Genomic DNA, 16,128 nt, shown 5'->3' with positions numbered 1-16,128 from the left:
CTCTCTTGGAATCTCGATTATTCAGCAGCAAATGCAGCTGTAACAGAACCGAAGCCTTCAATTTCAACTTTGAATTCATCGCCTGGTTGAGCCACAACCATAGGCCCTAAGGCACCTGTTAAGATAATGTCGCCTGCAAGTAATGGACGACCACGGCGTACCATTTCATCTGCCAGCCAAACTGCAGCATTGAGTGGATTGGCCAGACATGCTTTACCCACACCTTGAGACACAACTTCGTCACCACGCGTCATGACCATTTTGCAGTTCACCAGATCAAGGTTTTCAAGTTTTACAGGTTGAGAACCTAAAACGAATGCTGCGGAAGATGCGTTATCTGCAACTGTATCAATTAAACTGATTTTCCAGTTTTCGATCCGGCTATCGACCACTTCAACTGCAGGCAGGGCATACTCAGTCGCGCTGATAATGTCTGCATAGGTATGTTTTTCTTTGGTCAAATCCTGGTTAATTACCAATGCGATTTCCGCTTCAACCTTAGGTTGAATCAGCAGACCTGCAGGAATTACTTCACCATCGCCATAGGCCATGTCAGCAAACAACATGCCGAAGTCAGGCTGATCTACGCCGAGTTGCGCTTGAACCACTTTAGAGGTTAAACCAATTTTACGGCCTACCAGACGGCGACCTTCAGACAAAGCGCGCTCGGTATTCACTTCTTGAACGGCATAGGCAATATCTACGTCAGCACTTTCACCACCCAGTTCTGGGCGAATCGGCGCGATCGCAGTTTGTGATAATTCAGCGCTACGAAGGGCTTGTGCAACTGATTCAACAACAGCAGAATTCGACATCAATGTTTCCTTAAACTGCAAAAATTAGGCTTATGCTGAGATCTAAGATGGACAGAAAATATGGACATGATCAGGCCGATAATCCGTCAGGATTACCTTTCTCAGAGCGAGCATAGGAATAAACAGTTTTAGAATGGGAAAAATACGGCTTTTATGCCAATAGTTATTTTATTTTTTGCTATAGCTATTATCTATAAAGAAAATCCATAAAAACCAAGACAAAACAAAATCTTAGTATTTAAAATGCATCATCATTTAGCAGAAAAACTCCGCTAATCTGACCGAATAAAATCAACATAATTGCGACTTTAGACTAAAAGATAAGAGCAAACGCTTAAATCTGTGGCGCTCCCCGGCAGTTTTAAACCGGGGAAATACCATTTTTTACTGTAACCAAGATAATAGATTAAATCGCTTGTTTCCATTGGACTTTAGCCAACAATGCCGCATGTAAAGCGGTCACATCATCTACGATACAGATCGGATTAAATTGCGCCAAAAGCTCAGGTTCATGCACGCCATAGCTGACACCGATACTTGGCATGGCCATATTTTGTGCCATTTCCAGATCATAAGAAGTGTCACCGACCATAAGCGCATGTTCGGCCTGTACACCCGTTTCTGCCAGTATTTCTTCTAACATGAGTGGATCTGGTTTGGAACGGGTTTCACTGGCAGCACGCGTGGTCACAAACAGCTGCTCACTGTTGGTCTGCTTCAAGACACGATCCAGACCTTTACGGCTTTTACCCGTCGCCACTGCCAGCTTCACACCGTGTTGCTGCAAATCCGCAAGCATATGTGCCACCCCTTCAAACCAGGAATCTCCGGAAGAGTTTGCCACATAGTGTTCTGAATAGCTTTGTAAAATATTGGCATGCAATTCAGGCACATTCGGAAATAAACGCTGTGCCACTTCAGGCAAACCTAAGCCAATAATGCTTTTCGCGTCTTCATCGCTTAAAGGCTGCTGAAACTGTTGTGCTGCAAACTGCAAACTCGCCACGATTTGACTGACCGAATCAAATAACGTGCCATCCCAATCAAAAATGACCAGTTTTACAGGTGTGTTCATAAGGTTTCCTAAATTTGATTCAAGGTTAGGTAGCTTTACCACCTCTCTCTAGCCCTCTCCTTGTAGAAGAGGGTAGAGAGAGGTTTAATGCCTAAAATCTCCCCTAGCCCCTCTTTAAGAAAGAGGGTTAGGGTGGATTGAATTTATTAAAAGAAAAAAATAAGTCTTTACTGAGCCGTCGGCTTATCCGCTTTCTGTGCTCTTAACTGTGCCACCAGACTCTGCATATCTTCCGGCAATGGTGCTTCAATCGCTGGATATCCCGGAATTTCCAGACGCATGGCATGCAGACACAAGCGGCGCGGTTTCGGCCCGTTATAACCAGTTTCATGACCATATTTTTCATCGCCCACCAGCGGATGACCAATACTGAGACCATGTACACGAATCTGATGGGTACGACCCGAAAGTGGAGAGGCATAGACCAGTGTGGCATGCATAAAGCGTTCCTGCACATTCCACTGCGTCTTCGACTCTTTACCTTCTTTCGGCGATACACAGACACGACGCTCGCCATTGGCCAGCTCATAGCGATGTAAAGGCGCATCAATCAACTGACGGTCAAGTGCTACGTTACCTTTGACCACAGCAGCATAGGTTTTTTTAATTTTATGTTCACGCAGCATGTCCTGTAAGCTTTTCAGTACGCTACGTTTTTTCGAGATCATCACCAGACCAGACGTGTCACGGTCAATACGATGAATCAGTTCCAGATATTTTTTCCCAGTCGCTGCACGTAAGCCTTCGATCAGACCATATGCGACACCACTACCGCCATGTACCGCGATGCCCGAAGGTTTATTCACCACCATCAGACCTTCATCTTCATAGATCACGCGGGCCAACAAACCATTGGCAACCTTGTCAGAAATGGGCGCAGCAGATTCATCTTTTTGCTCATAACGGATCGGTGCAACACGAATCTGGTCACCGATTGCGAGTTTGGTTTCTGCTTTAATGCGTTTTTTATTAACGCGCACCTGGCCTTCACGAATCAGGCGATAGATACGGCTTTTTGGCACACCTTTCAAACGACTAAACAGGAAATTATCGATGCGTTGTCCATCTTGATGTTCATCCACTTCAAACCAAGTGACGTTTTGCCATTGTTGCGTAGAATTCATACAGTTACTATGACCCAAAAAATACTAAAATTGATTAAAAACTGATCACTTAGGTTATGCTTTACACAAGAAACATAAGCTTAGCCCATAGGCAGATGATGCAAGGTTTGATATAGTCAGCGCACGGAAACCATCGTTTGTGGGTAAAAGTTGAATCATTTCAGATTTTTCTGAACTTGATTGTTCAATTAAAGACTCACATGATACGGGAAGGTCCCCAAAGAATTATGCCACGCCGAAGGCTTATTATATCGGCAAACAAAGCAAACTGTTGCGTTTAATTGTACCTCAGGTACATAAATCAGTTTGTCTTAAAAAATATGTCGCCAACTTTCGTTGGTTTTTAAACGTAAACTGATACACATCAGATTAGTCGCACCCTGAAGACGACTTCAGGCTACAGCGTCGATGCATTGGATCTGCACAGTTTGTAAAGATACGACGACAATTCCGTATCAAGACACTTTCTATAAAGAAGGGATGATCTTCGAGCAATGTGACAGTGAAAGTTACATACATCCAATGCACCGCTCGTCCGCCAGTGAAGCGTTCAGGTGACTTTAATCCGTTTAAAGATTGAAGCCGTATTGCCATCATCAATACGTGAATCAAAACCGAAGCCTATCTATACAAGTAGAAGCCGGTAAGAAAAGACTCAGACCACAATGAAATTCATTGCAGATTTGAGCCATTGATCCGTGATGTGTGATGTTCGCTACGTGTATAGCGATTTTTTGCTGTGTATCACTATAAGGTGTTACACCCATGAAACGTATGTTGATTAATGCAACACATGCCGAAGAAATTCGCGTTGCACTTGTCACTGGTCAGCGTCTTTACGATTTTGATTTAGAGAATCGTACCCGTGAACAAAAAAAATCCAATATCTATAAAGGTCACGTGACTCGCGTTGAGCCTTCTTTAGAAGCTGTATTTGTCGAATATGGTGCAGGTCGTCAAGGCTTCCTGTCGATGCGTGAAATTGCAAACTCATATTACAAAGCCGATCCGCGCCAGACCTCAAATATCCGTGAACTGATCACGGAAGGCACCGAGCTTTTGGTTCAGGTGGAAAAAGAAGAGCGTGGCAATAAAGGCGCTGCCCTGTCTACGTTTATTTCACTTGCTGGCCGTTACCTGGTTTTAATGCCAAACAACCCGAAAGGTGGTGGTATCAGCCGTCAAATTTCTGGTGCTGTGCGTGAAGAACTGAAAGAAATGCTGGCGACGCTTAACGTACCACGTGGCATGAGCGTGATTGTGCGTACTGCCGGCATCGGCCGTTCACAAGAAGAGCTGCAACTTGATCTGCAACATCTGCTTGACCTTTGGGCACAAATCCAGAAAACAGCAAGTTCTGGCCCATCTCCAATGTTGGTGCATCAGGAAGCGGGTGTGGTGACACGTGCCATTCGTGACTACCTGCGTGATGATGTTGCGGAAATTCTGATTGACTCTGAGCAAGCCTATAACGAAGCTTATAACTTCGTAAAAGCAGTCATGCCACGTCAACTCGACAAACTGAAAACCTATACCTTAAATGAGCCTTTATTTGCTCATTTCGCGATTGAAAGCCAGATTCAGACTGCCTATGAACGTGAAGTAAAACTGCCTTCTGGTGGTTCGATCGTCATCGATCAAACTGAAGCTTTGGTGTCGATTGACATCAACTCAGCAAAATCGACCCGCGGTAGCGATGTTGAAGATACTGCGCTGAACACCAATATTGAAGCTGCAGAAGAAATTGCGCGTCAATTGCGTTTACGCGATATCGGCGGCCTGGTGGTGATCGACTTTATCGACATGACCAAAGATCGCAACCAGCGTATGGTGGAAGCGAAACTTCGTGAAGCGACCCAGAGTGACCGTGCCCGTATTCAATTCGGTCAATTGTCACGTTTTGGCCTGATGGAAATGAGCCGTCAGCGTCTACGTCCTTCTCTTGAAGAAGCGACTGGCTATGTCTGCCCACGCTGTCATGGTACCGGCATGGTACGTGACTTGCGTTCACTTTCACTTTCAATCATGCGTAAAGTGGAAGAGATTGCGCTGCGTGAACGTCAAGGTGAAGTTCAGGTCGAAGTTCCGGTCGAAATTGCTGCATTCATGTTGAATGAAAAGCGTCATACCTTGGTATATCTGGAACAGACCTCGAATGTACGTGTGACAGTATTGCCGCATCCGCATCTAGAAACACCGCATTATGAAATTACCTATAATGCCGAAGGCTTTGCCCCAACCAGCTATGAACGTACCGAAGCGACCCGTTCAAGTGAAAAAGAATTGGGCTATGAGTCTTCTGAATGGCATCTAGAAGAAGAGCAGCATGCGCAACACGCAGCACCAGCGCCTTCACAGCCGCAACAAAACAACGGCCGTAATAACAATAAACGCCGCAATCCACAAAACCAGCCGGCTCAACCGCAAGTGGCACAGCAAACACCTGTACAGGCAGTAGCTCCAGTAGCTTCAAGCAGCCCATGTGCATGGTTAGAAAACCTGTTTGTACAAAAACAGGCAGCGACTGTTGATCCATCACGTACTGCCAATAATGCTGCAGCAGCGATTGAACAAATGATCAATGGCGGTGCGGTAAGTCGTGGCCAGTTCGGTCAGGTGGCTGCACCGGTTGCACAGCCAGCACCACAGCACGTAGCACAACCTGCTGCTGTATCAAGCAACAATAATGCTTACCTGGCACCATCGACTGTTGCACAAAAACAGGAACGTGATGCGGCAGAAAAACCGGCAGAGCGTGAAGAAAGGGCACCACGTCACAACAAGAAACCGCGCAATCCGAACCCGAAGCACAAAGAACCGCGCGAGCAGGTTCAGTCTGAAGCTCCTGCACCTCAGCAACATCAAGTGCATGAAGAAGTGGTTCAGGTGTCTCGTCAAGAACAACGCCATGAAGCACGTGAAAACAAGCGTCATTCTCGCCGTCAGCATCACAACGAGCCAGCGCAGCAAAATGATGTTCAGAACAATGAACAACAGCCACAACAGGCAATGCCGCGCCGTGACCGCCGCAACCAGCAACGTCCGGAACGCCCAAATCGCCACCGCGATCCAAGTGTTCTGAACGAACAAGCGCCTCAGGCAGCTCCTGCAGTTGTTGAAGCGCCGGCCGTCAATGACAAGCAGCTTCGTGTTGAATTGGTCGATGCACCCCGTCCGGATGTGATGCCAACAGCAATGGTCGTAAATATTGACCAGGCAAAAAGCGAAATCGTGGCATTGAATGACAATGCTACAGTTGCAACGCCAGCAGTTGAAGTCACTGCACCGGCAGATGCGCCAGTTGAAGCGGCTGCAGCTGAAAATGTGGTTGAAGCCACCTTGACAGCTCCTGTGGAAGAAATTGTAGCGACTGAAGCAACGTCTGAAAAAACACGGGCCAGCAACGATCCGCGTCAGCGTCGTCGCCAGCAGCGTGCAGCACAGTCGCAACAACCTGCAGCTCAGCAGTTAACACCGTCACAAGTGCCAACTTTGGGCCAGTTCACCATTGGTAGCCTGATTCGTCATGTCTATGGTGAAGACTGCTCAGTGCTGATCGAACAGTTTGGTTTATTACCAACCTTCAACCGTGCTTTAGAAAAGTTCACGAAAGAGTACAACGCGAGTCTGGTGGCTGCCGCAGCGCCTGCTGCTGCAGAGAAAAAACCGGTCACCCGTGATGTTGAAGTAACGGTAGCCAAGGTTGAAGCAGAGCCTGCTCCAGTCCTGGACCTGAACCCACCAAAACCGGTCTCAGACAAGCGTGTTGCCAACGATCCACGTGAGCGTCGCCGTTTGGCCAAACAGGCTGCGGAGCAGGCTTTGCAACAAGCCAAACAGCAGGCAAAGGTGGAAGCCGCGCCGTCAGTTGAAGCTGCGCCAGAACCTGTAGCAGTAGAAGCACCAGCTGAACCTGTTGAAGCAGCTGTAACTGAAGCACCTGTAGCATCGGAAGCAGTGGTTGAAACGACGGAAAATACTCAACCGACGGAACCAGCAACTGAAACCGCAGCACCAGTAGAAGTGACCACTGAAGTTGCACCAGCTGAAGTTCAGGTCGAAGAAGCTGCTCCAGCTGAAGCAAGTGCTGAAACAGAAGCGCCTGTGGCAAAAAGCAAAGATGTGGCAGAAGCGACCGTAGAGGAAGCTGAAGCCAGCGAAGCGGAAAAAGCCGAGAAGCAAGCTGCTCGCCCGCGTCGTCCACGTGGCCGTCCACCGAAAAAAGCCAATACTGCAACTGAGTCATAATTTGCCCAATTGCAGTCACATAAAAAAACCTAGTCATTTCGATGACTAGGTTTTTTTTGCTAGATTTGGTCAAAATAGGTAGATTGCACTAGCTTTTTAACGTTAAAAGATGGATAGCTTGTCTACTGTATATAAATTAAACCTATCGGATACGAAAAACAAATAGGATTCTCATGACCCAAATGAAACCGCACGATCTTATTGGTATTGCAGATGTCGCTGCCAAAATCCCGGCCTTCTTAATCAAAGTGCCTAATTTGCTGACTGGGCTAAGACAGGCTTATTTACGTACTCCGAATACACCGGCCGGTCTGGGTCTGGCTTTTGAAAAAGCTTCACAGCGTAATCCGGAAGGTATCGCTTTGCGTTTCGAAGATCAAAGCTATAGTTATACCGCTCTTAATGCCTGGGCCAACCAGATTGCACATTTTTATCTTTCCTTGGGTGCCAAAAAAGGTGATGTCGTGGCGCTGATGGTCGAGAACCGCCCTGAACTGATTGCCAGCGTGCTCGGTCTGGCCAAACTCGGTGTCACCACGGCACTGGTCAATACCTCGCAAGTGGGTAAGGTGCTGACCCACAGTATCAACCTGGTCAAACCAATTGCGGTGATTGTCGGTGAAGAGTGCCGGAACGCGGTCAACGAGATTCGTGATGACCTCAATATTAGCAGTGATCGCCTGCATTGGTTTGCCGATCAAAATACTCAAGCCGATCCGGGTCAGGCGCCTGCGGGCTTTATCAATCTGGCTGAAAAAATCGATCTCTCCCCGAAATTCAATCCACCGACCACCCATTCGGTGCAAGGCAAAGATGGGCTGTTCTACATTTATACGTCGGGCACTACCGGCCTGCCTAAGGCAGTCATCTTTACCAACGGGCGCTGGACGCTGGCTTATGGCACCTATGGCCATGTGCTAAACCTCAAGAAAAATGATGTGATGTACTGCACCCTGCCGCTTTATCATGCCACAGGCATGGTGGTGTGCTGGTGTGGTGTGATTGCAGGTGCAGGAACGCTTGCGATTCGACGTAAATTCTCGACCTCCTCCTTCTGGAAAGATGTAAAGAAATTTGATGCATCTGCAATTGGCTATGTCGGTGAGTTGTGCCGCTATCTGATGGATGCCCCTCCCTCTGAACTGGAAAAAGACCATCGGGTCACCCGAATGATTGGAAATGGCATGCGCCCGAATATCTGGGACAAGTTCAAATCCCGTTTTGGGATTCAGGAAGTGCTGGAATTGTATGCGTCCAGTGAAGGCAATGTCGGTTTTAGCAATATTTTCAATTTTGATAATACCGTCGGTTTCTCCCCGACACCCTATGCCATTATTGCCTTTGATAAAGATAAAAATGAACCGGTTCGGGATAACAAGGGTCACTGCAAACGGGTGAAAAAAGGTGAAACAGGTTTACTGATTGGTAAAATTACCCGTCGCTCACCCTTTGATGGTTATACCGACCCGGAAAAAAACAAGTCCGTGATCATGCAGGATGTATTTGGCAAAGGTGATGCTTATTTCAATACGGGCGATCTGGTACGTAATATCGGCTTTCGTCATGCCCAGTTTGTCGACCGCTTAGGTGATACTTTCCGCTGGAAAGGTGAAAATGTCTCGACCACCGAAGTCGAAAATATGCTCACCGAGTATGACAAAATTGTTGAAGCCGTGGTCTATGGCGTTGAAATTCCAAATACCAATGGTCGTGCCGGGATGGCAGCGCTGACCTTAAAACCAGACATGCAACTGGATCAAGAAGACCTGCAACAGATGGTCAGCACCTTTAAACAGTGCTTGCCTGCTTATGCCGTTCCGGTGTTTTTACGTATCCAGCAGCAAGTCGAAACGACAGGCACCTTTAAATACCAGAAAAACAGGTTGAAAGAGCAAGCATTCGATCCGAATAAAACCGATGAACGCCTGTTGGTTCTCTTACCAGGTGCAACGGCCTATTCTGAGCTCACAGCAGAGATTTTTGCCAACATTCAGGCCTACCAATATCGCTTCTAAGTACTGAAGTTGCCTATTTTTTGTTTAGATAAAGCACAATTGTTCTATTTATAATCAAACATGGGCAACTTTGTTATTTTTTGCTTGCGCTGAAATGAGATCTTGCTACAATACGCTCCATCAAACAAAGTGGTGCTTTAAGCTATTTAGCTTGACTTGCACTATACATTCAAACCTAGTTTGAATGCCGGTTCAGGGCCGTTAGCTCAGTTGGTAGAGCAGTGGACTTTTAATCCATTGGTCCCGCGTTCGAGTCGCGGACGGCCCACCATTTCTTTGATATCCCTTGATGGGCCGTTAGCTCAGTTGGTAGAGCAGTGGACTTTTAATCCATTGGTCCCGCGTTCGAGTCGCGGACGGCCCACCATCATTCTAAAACATCAGTTTTAGAAATCTCAATCAAATTCATTTTGATTACCCAGAATGGGCCGTTAGCTCAGTTGGTAGAGCAGTGGACTTTTAATCCATTGGTCCCGCGTTCGAGTCGCGGACGGCCCACCATTCTTTACTTAGAATGTCTTCTGAAACATCCCTTACACTATTTTGATTTGCTTTCTATCAGCTGCTATTATATTTTCACGCTTGGATTTTAGGCTGATTTGTCTTCAAAACTTGTTTTGATTTTTAAACAGTTATAAATAGTTTTCTTTAATCCAATTCTAAAAAAAAGAGCAGCGCCGTTTCTTATCGCATTATTTTCTAATATCAAATGTGGTGTCTTTTACCAGCTCATAAGCTTTAGAGGGTGCAGGATAGCCGCGATCAAATAATTCACGATTGATTCTTTCCTTTTCACTATAGATTTTGTCCAGATTCATCACCAGATGGTTCGAATCCTTAATCGTATAATAAAAGCTCGCCCCTTCTTTACGACTCACCACCACCTCGGTACGCTCCGGATTGATAAACCAACGGTCTTTGCGATAGGTGATATTGCTGGCAGTGCTACTTTTGGCATTATCAATAAACACTTTGCCATACTGCAAAATGCTGCGATGCACCGTACCATCCGGCATTAAGGTCAAAATAAATTCTGCCTTACCCTCATTGCAGGGCGCAAAGTTACCATCACAGTCGATCTCGGTATAATAGCGGCCGATAAAATCTTTGGCATAATCTGGTACGACGGCCAGATTTGACTCGGTTTCTGCCCGAAGGGTAGCTTGCCCTGCTACCTGAGTTAAAGATTTTGCACTCACCGGCACGACATCAGGCTGTGCATTCGCAGCGGAAATTTTCACCCCCTCCTGTCCTGATTCTGCCTGAAGCTCCTGCTCAGGCTTGACTTGATGGCGATCACAAGCCTGTAGTATGCCCATCCCCCCCAACATTAGGCCGAATTTAAAAAAACTGCTTAATGTACAACTTGATACATCCAATTTCATTTTAAAGCATACCTAAATTAGGAAACACAGCACGTACAGAGCACATTGCAAGCCAATGAACTTTACACAAGAGTTCAATAGAATTTTCACTATGTTAGTGGCTCTTAGAGCTGGATTTAATCTTTATTAACATTACTTAACGAATTTATTTGCAATCAGCACTTTAAAAAATTTGATCCAACTCCATTTTTGAAGTATGGATCTGTTTTAGGATTCAACCCTATTTTTAATCAGGAGATTTTAATGGCCAATGTTGGTTTATATCGCTCTAACCGCTCAAACATGATTGCAGGTGTGATGGGTGGTATTGCTGAACGTTTTGGTTGGAACGCAAATTTATTACGCCTTATCTTTGTGGTGATTTCGGTCATGAGTGCTGCATTTCCGGGTATTCTGGTCTATCTGGTTCTGTGGTTAATCATGCCAAAAAAGCAGTACAGCATTGAACAGGACAAGGTTCAGCAAGTTCAGGGCTATCAAAATCCTGTGCGCACCGTCAATCAGGATAAACGCTATTAATCTGCATCCTAATTTATAGCAAGATGTATTGAAGTGCTTCCTCCTTCACCCAGTCTAATGGGGTGAGATTTTGATGCCACGATAATTCCCCTAGATTATCGTGGCTTTTTTTTGCCTATATTTTTGTTATTTCTATGCTGTATGACAGCTTTTTACTTTATCTTTTAGCTCAATTAGCGATAAATTCAATATTCCAATGTTTGAAATGGATGTCAGATGACTCAGGCAGAATGGATGATGCTGTGGCTCTGTGCCTTAGCTGCACTGCTGCATGGTTTAAGCGGATTCGGCTTTCCCATGATGAGTACAGCCGTTCTGTCCAGTGAATATCCGCTGAGTATGGCAGTGACGCTTGTGATTCTGCCCTGCCTGCTGCTTAACCTGATTATGCTCAATGCCGATCCACAGCATGGCCTGTTCAGCAGTATGGGCTATTATCTCAAACGTTATTGGCCCTTAATCCTGAGTAGCCTGCTGGGAAGCATGCTCGGAGTTCAGTTATTATTCTGGTTGAATGAAGGGATTCTAAAATTATTGCTGGGTCTGGTGATGGTGTTCTATGTACTCGACCAGCTAAGAACACGGCCGCTGCAAGTCAGTTCTCATGTTTCCAGTATGCTGTATTTTGGTTTGCTGGCCGGCATCATTGGAGGCGCCACCAATGCCATGGCACCTTTTCTGATGATGTATCTGATGAGCTGCCAGCTGTCTAAAACCGACATCGTCATTATCAGCAATCTCAATTTTATTGCCAGTAAACTGATTCAGCTGGTTTGGCTCTTTCCCCTTCTGATTGCATTTGAAGTCCCCCAACAGCATATTCTGATCGGGATCAGCTTATTCGCCCTTGCTGGTGTCTGGATCGGAGGCAAAATACGCCATCGTTTATCTCAGCAGCACTTCAAATGGATTGTCCTGGCTTTACTTTTTGGCTTGGGCCTGTATGCCCTCTGGCAAAGTGCTGGATTATTGCAACAATCTGGTTATAGTATCTTTAAATAGGGTATTTTTTAAACAAAGCAAAATTACAAATTCAAAGCTGATATAAAAAAATGACGTAAATAAAAACCTTGCAAGGAGAGCATATGACTCAGACCAATCTAGCCACCCCAACCAATGCGATGCCTAAAGGGCTGCTCAAAGGCTGGATCCTTATTGTTGTTGCAGCTATTGTGGCCTATAGCCTCTATCTTTATCTGCCCTATGACCAGAATGCCAATAAGGGTCTGGCTCTGCTGGCTTTTATCGGTATTCTCTGGCTGACTGAAGCGATTCATATCACCATTACCGCACTTTTAGTTCCAGTGATGGCGGTGTTACTCGCCATGCCAATGGCCTCTGACGGGGGACTGGTTCCCATCACCACACAAGCCGCTTTGGCCACTTTTGCCGATCCTGTCATTTTCCTGTTTTTTGGTGGTTTTGCGCTGGCAACGGCATTGCATATCCAGAAGCTGGACCGGAAAATTGCCATGTGGATTATCTCCATGTCTGGTGGGCATTTGGGTATTTCTGTACTGGCGATTTTTGTGGTGACGGCAGGCTTGTCCATGTGGATTTCCAATACGGCCACTGCTGCCATGATGCTGCCTTTGGCCTTAGGCTTGCTTTCACATCTGGATGTCAGCAAGGATCGTAAAACTTTTGTCTTTATCCTGCTCGGCATTGCCTATTCGGCCAGTATTGGCGGGCTGGGCACCATGGTCGGTTCCCCTCCGAATGCCATTGCCGCCAAGGCACTCGGCTATGATTTTGCCGACTGGATGAAAATCGGCTTGCCGATGATGTTCATTATTCTCCCCGCCATGCTAGTCAGTTTATATCTGGTACTACGTCCAAAACTAAATCACAAAGTACAATTTGTGACCGAAGATATTCCCTGGACCGGCACCCGTATAGCCACCATGATCCTCTTTCTCTGTACTGCAATTGCCTGGATTTTCAGTAAAAAATTCACCGAAATTTTTGGTATTTCTCAGCCGGATACCTGGATTGCAATTTCGGCTGCCTGTATGGTGGTAATTCTAGGTACCGCAAGCTGGAAACAGATTGCAGAAAATACCGACTGGGGGGTCTTGTACCTATTTGGTGGTGGTCTGACCTTGAGTGCCATTCTGAAGGATTCAGGCAGTTCGCTGGTACTGGGGCAAACTCTGGCCAATGCCTTTGGTGATGCCTCCCCGCTGATGATTATTTTTGTAGTCGCCACTTTTATTATCTTCCTGACTGAATTTACCAGTAATACCGCTTCGGCTGCCCTGCTGGTACCAGTATTTGCCGCAATTGCGGATCAGATGGGCATGCCCAAAGAAATTCTGGTGATTGTCATTGGTATTGGCGCCTCATGTGCCTTTATGTTGCCGGTGGCCACGCCACCGAATGCGATTGTTTTTGGAACCGGTCATATCCAGCAAAGCGAAATGATGAAAGTCGGTTTTGTACTGAATATTATGTGTATCTTTATTATTTCACTGTTTATTTACTGGTTCTTCCTCTAAACCAAGTCCAATAAAAAAGCACGTTTTGGCGTGCTTTTTTATTGGCAAGTATCGCTGCTTTTTAAGCAAAATCCTTGCTCAAAGCAGATGCATTAAACTCAGATAATTTCTCTAAAATCATCTTATTCAGTTCTGCTTTTGATCTTAAGTTGATTGAGTTCCTGATTCAGTGCAGCAATGATATCGGCACGACTGATAATTCCCACCAGCTGTTGTTGACTGACCACCGGAATATAATTAAAAGAACGTTCAACAAAATAAGGCACCAGATCCTGAATCGGCTGGGTCGGCTGCACCGTGACGACTTTTAAGCTCATAATATGCCTGACCTGATCTTCCCAACTGCTACGAATATCCGAAGCACGCTTAAACCATTCCACCACGTCATACATGGCCAAAGTGCCGACCAGTTTTTCTTCTGCATTGACCACGGGCAGGCTCATCAGGTTCATCTGTTTAAACTTGTCCAGCGCATGATGAATATTGTCATTTTCATGCAGCGTGACCACATCTTTGGTCATAATATCCTGACAAGTAAATTCATGCACCGCCCGCGCATTGGCAATATCCTGTGCTTCCAGAATAATCTTTTGCAGGTCATATTCACTGATATCCAGCAATTCTGTTTGCTGGTCTAGCACGTCCTGAATATCCTGCGGCTGAATGGTAACTTTCTGGGTCGGGGTTGGATCTTTAGAACGGGTATTCAGTTGCGCCTGCTGCGGATAGCTCTTGCCAATCATGCGGTTAAATACAATGGCGATGATCATCAGCAGCAGTGAATTTAAGAGCACCGGATAAAACACAAAGGCATAGCCCAGATCATGTACCGCATTTCCGCCCAAGACCGCAGTAATCGCGACCGCACCACTCGGGGGATGCAAGGAATCTGTGGTCATCATCAGCATAATCGACAGAGCGACGGCGACACTAAAAGCTTCAGTCGGATTGGCCATGAATAATGCGCAGGTTACGCCGACCACAGCCGCAATGGTATTCCCCACCATAATATTCCAGGGCTGTGCCAGAGGACTGGCCGGCACTGCAAACAGCAACACCGAAGACGCCCCCATCGGTGCAATATACCAGGCCTTAAAATCACCCAGAATCCACAAACTCAGCAATGAAGATACGGCCAAGCCGATCAGGGCACCGATGCCGCATAACAGACGGTCTTTGAGCGGAAGGACTTTGAAGTTTGGTTTTAAGGTATTGAGCCAGTCTAGATTTGAGTGAAACACAGTCTACCTGATTTACTTTTTATCGATTTTCCGCATTATAGAACCAAGCAGCCTTAAAGGTATATTTGTTTTATATCTTTTAATGCTGCAGGTATGCCTACTTTTTAGAAAAAAAATGTCGGCATGATTGCTCATCATCAAAATGGTTTTGAAGGGCTGAGGCTTTATACTTCATGCATATTCCAACAACATCGTGACTTACAATGAAGCTGATAAAACTGTTTAAAATCATGTTATTTTGCAGTAATTTCAGTGGGCTTTGATAACGGATTTTCATCTGATTCAGATCGAATAATCGGCTCGATTTTAATCAGCTCGACCTCACCATAGAAGGTCGAAAATGCCACATCTCCGGCATCGATGCCAGTGCCAATCCGAATTAAATTTTCTACAGGCGCCAAACGGGTCGGATCAAACAGTACCCACCCACCCTCTAAATAAGCTTCAAAAATGGCGTGAAAATCGGGTAAAAACTTTTCGATTTCGACATAACCGACCACCATGCGTGCTGGAATGCCTAAAGCACGACACAGCGCAATACCTAAATGAGCAAAGTCACGACAGACGCCCGCCCGATGGATGAGCACATCTGTTGCAGTACTAAACTGATCCGTGCTGCCAGATACATAAAATATATTGTTATAAATCCATTGTTCAATCGCTTTGACCCGCGCATAACCCGGCGTCATCCAGCCAAAGGACCGATTGGCCATTTCTGCAAATAAATCCGAATTACAGTAACGGCTGGCCAGCAAATAAGGCAGCACCGCATCAGGCAAATCCGGAATCAGCACTTCATTCAGATTATGCTGCGCATCTGCATTGATCACCGGATGACGTTCAACTGTCGCGTTATAATGCACTTCAAAGACATCACAAGGTTGGACATGCAGACGTATATAACGATTTTGATGATTTAAATCCTGGAATTCACGCCATACGACAGGCATATTAAATGTCAGTTGTTGTTCAAGAATAGTTTGATCGGAATGATGTGCCGCCTGAATCAGAAAAACAAATTCTGTGGTCTGGACAACCTTATATTTTAAATGACATTGAATTTGATAAGTGGTCATGAATTTCCTTATTTTTAAGCATTATTATATTGTGTGAATATTAAACTAATTTTAGGATGCTAATCGTATAAGATCAGTTGAGCTTTATAACGCTCCGGTTAATCGGATGCCATATATCTGATTTATTCTTGA

11 protein-coding genes and 3 tRNA genes are annotated in these 16,128 nt (G+C 45.7%); 8 read left to right on the top strand and 6 right to left on the bottom strand.

The features are described 5' to 3' along the window. Nucleotides 1–17: 17 nt before the first annotated feature. The 3 genes from GVV58_RS06365 to GVV58_RS06355 all read right to left on the bottom strand — a co-directional run bounded on the left by GVV58_RS06365 (nt 18) and on the right by GVV58_RS06355 (nt 3,014). The gene (locus tag GVV58_RS06365; RefSeq protein WP_005095421.1) at nt 18–815 is read right to left on the bottom strand and encodes a fumarylacetoacetate hydrolase family protein; all 798 of its coding nucleotides are present in this window, start codon (nt 813–815) and stop codon (nt 18–20) included. 406 nt (nt 816–1,221) lie between these two features. Further along, nucleotides 1,222–1,890, bottom strand: a complete 669-nt coding sequence (locus GVV58_RS06360) for an HAD-IA family hydrolase (RefSeq protein ID WP_100534661.1) — start codon at nt 1,888–1,890, stop codon at nt 1,222–1,224. Nucleotides 1,891–2,057: 167 nt separating this feature from the next. Next, nucleotides 2,058–3,014 (bottom strand): RluA family pseudouridine synthase, encoded by a 957-nt coding sequence (locus GVV58_RS06355; RefSeq protein WP_159516199.1) that lies wholly within the window; start codon nt 3,012–3,014, stop codon nt 2,058–2,060. Nucleotides 3,015–3,779: 765 nt separating this feature from the next. On the opposite strand from GVV58_RS06355, the gene GVV58_RS06350 reads away from it, so the two are divergent. From GVV58_RS06350 to GVV58_RS06330, 5 genes are all read left to right on the top strand, one after another. After that, entirely contained in the window at nt 3,780–7,262 is a 3,483-nt protein-coding gene (locus GVV58_RS06350) for an Rne/Rng family ribonuclease (protein ID WP_074383965.1), read from the top strand. Between the two features lie 173 nt (nt 7,263–7,435). Beyond that, nucleotides 7,436–9,277, top strand: coding sequence for a long-chain-acyl-CoA synthetase (locus tag GVV58_RS06345; RefSeq protein ID WP_100355825.1), 1,842 nt, complete (start codon nt 7,436–7,438; stop codon nt 9,275–9,277). A gap of 195 nt (nt 9,278–9,472) precedes the next feature. Next, nucleotides 9,473–9,548, top strand: a tRNA-Lys gene (locus tag GVV58_RS06340). 20 nt (nt 9,549–9,568) lie between these two features. Next, nucleotides 9,569–9,644 (top strand) — tRNA-Lys (locus tag GVV58_RS06335). Nucleotides 9,645–9,702: 58 nt separating this feature from the next. Continuing rightward, nucleotides 9,703–9,778: transfer RNA gene (locus GVV58_RS06330), tRNA-Lys, on the top strand. Between the two features lie 191 nt (nt 9,779–9,969). On the opposite strand, the gene GVV58_RS06325 is transcribed toward GVV58_RS06330, so the two are convergent. Beyond that, nucleotides 9,970–10,662, bottom strand: a complete 693-nt coding sequence (locus tag GVV58_RS06325) for a hypothetical protein (protein WP_005172899.1) — start codon at nt 10,660–10,662, stop codon at nt 9,970–9,972. 243 nt (nt 10,663–10,905) lie between these two features. Between GVV58_RS06325 and GVV58_RS06320 the strand changes: the two genes are divergently transcribed. From GVV58_RS06320 to GVV58_RS06310, 3 genes are all read left to right on the top strand, one after another. Further along, nucleotides 10,906–11,181: a PspC domain-containing protein gene (locus tag GVV58_RS06320; protein ID WP_005095409.1), complete on the top strand. Its 276-nt coding sequence runs from the start codon at nt 10,906–10,908 to the stop codon at nt 11,179–11,181. Between the two features lie 216 nt (nt 11,182–11,397). Continuing rightward, nucleotides 11,398–12,183: a sulfite exporter TauE/SafE family protein gene (locus tag GVV58_RS06315; RefSeq protein ID WP_005172902.1), complete on the top strand. Its 786-nt coding sequence runs from the start codon at nt 11,398–11,400 to the stop codon at nt 12,181–12,183. Between the two features lie 83 nt (nt 12,184–12,266). After that, the gene (locus GVV58_RS06310) at nt 12,267–13,679 is read left to right on the top strand and encodes a DASS family sodium-coupled anion symporter (RefSeq protein ID WP_159516198.1); all 1,413 of its coding nucleotides are present in this window, start codon (nt 12,267–12,269) and stop codon (nt 13,677–13,679) included. A 122-nt stretch (nt 13,680–13,801) separates the two neighbouring features. Here the strand turns inward: GVV58_RS06310 and GVV58_RS06305 are convergent, their stop codons facing one another. Then, nucleotides 13,802–14,920, bottom strand: coding sequence for an HPP family protein (locus tag GVV58_RS06305; RefSeq protein ID WP_005095404.1), 1,119 nt, complete (start codon nt 14,918–14,920; stop codon nt 13,802–13,804). Nucleotides 14,921–15,153: 233 nt separating this feature from the next. Continuing rightward, nucleotides 15,154–15,996, bottom strand: coding sequence for a transglutaminase family protein (locus tag GVV58_RS06300; protein WP_005172908.1), 843 nt, complete (start codon nt 15,994–15,996; stop codon nt 15,154–15,156). Nucleotides 15,997–16,128 lie beyond the last annotated feature (132 nt).

The organism is Acinetobacter sp. 18QD2AZ41W (assembly GCF_009829025.1).
In the GTDB taxonomy this organism is placed as follows: Bacteria; Pseudomonadota; Gammaproteobacteria; order Pseudomonadales; family Moraxellaceae; genus Acinetobacter; species Acinetobacter pseudolwoffii.
Note: the sequence above shows the minus strand (reverse complement) of the source record. Positions and strands in the feature narration are given on the sequence as shown.

Coding starts and splice junctions, on each gene's coding strand:
- GVV58_RS06315 (WP_005172902.1), top strand. CDS start 11,398: ATGACTCAGGCAGAATGGATGATGCTGTGGCTCTGTGCCTTAGCTGCA.
- GVV58_RS06325 (WP_005172899.1), bottom strand. CDS start 10,662: ATGAAATTGGATGTATCAAGTTGTACATTAAGCAGTTTTTTTAAATTC.
- GVV58_RS06320 (WP_005095409.1), top strand. CDS start 10,906: ATGGCCAATGTTGGTTTATATCGCTCTAACCGCTCAAACATGATTGCA.
- GVV58_RS06345 (WP_100355825.1), top strand. CDS start 7,436: ATGACCCAAATGAAACCGCACGATCTTATTGGTATTGCAGATGTCGCT.
- GVV58_RS06355 (WP_159516199.1), bottom strand. CDS start 3,014: ATGAATTCTACGCAACAATGGCAAAACGTCACTTGGTTTGAAGTGGAT.
- GVV58_RS06310 (WP_159516198.1), top strand. CDS start 12,267: ATGACTCAGACCAATCTAGCCACCCCAACCAATGCGATGCCTAAAGGG.
- GVV58_RS06350 (WP_074383965.1), top strand. CDS start 3,780: ATGAAACGTATGTTGATTAATGCAACACATGCCGAAGAAATTCGCGTT.
- GVV58_RS06300 (WP_005172908.1), bottom strand. CDS start 15,996: ATGACCACTTATCAAATTCAATGTCATTTAAAATATAAGGTTGTCCAG.
- GVV58_RS06365 (WP_005095421.1), bottom strand. CDS start 815: ATGTCGAATTCTGCTGTTGTTGAATCAGTTGCACAAGCCCTTCGTAGC.
- GVV58_RS06360 (WP_100534661.1), bottom strand. CDS start 1,890: ATGAACACACCTGTAAAACTGGTCATTTTTGATTGGGATGGCACGTTA.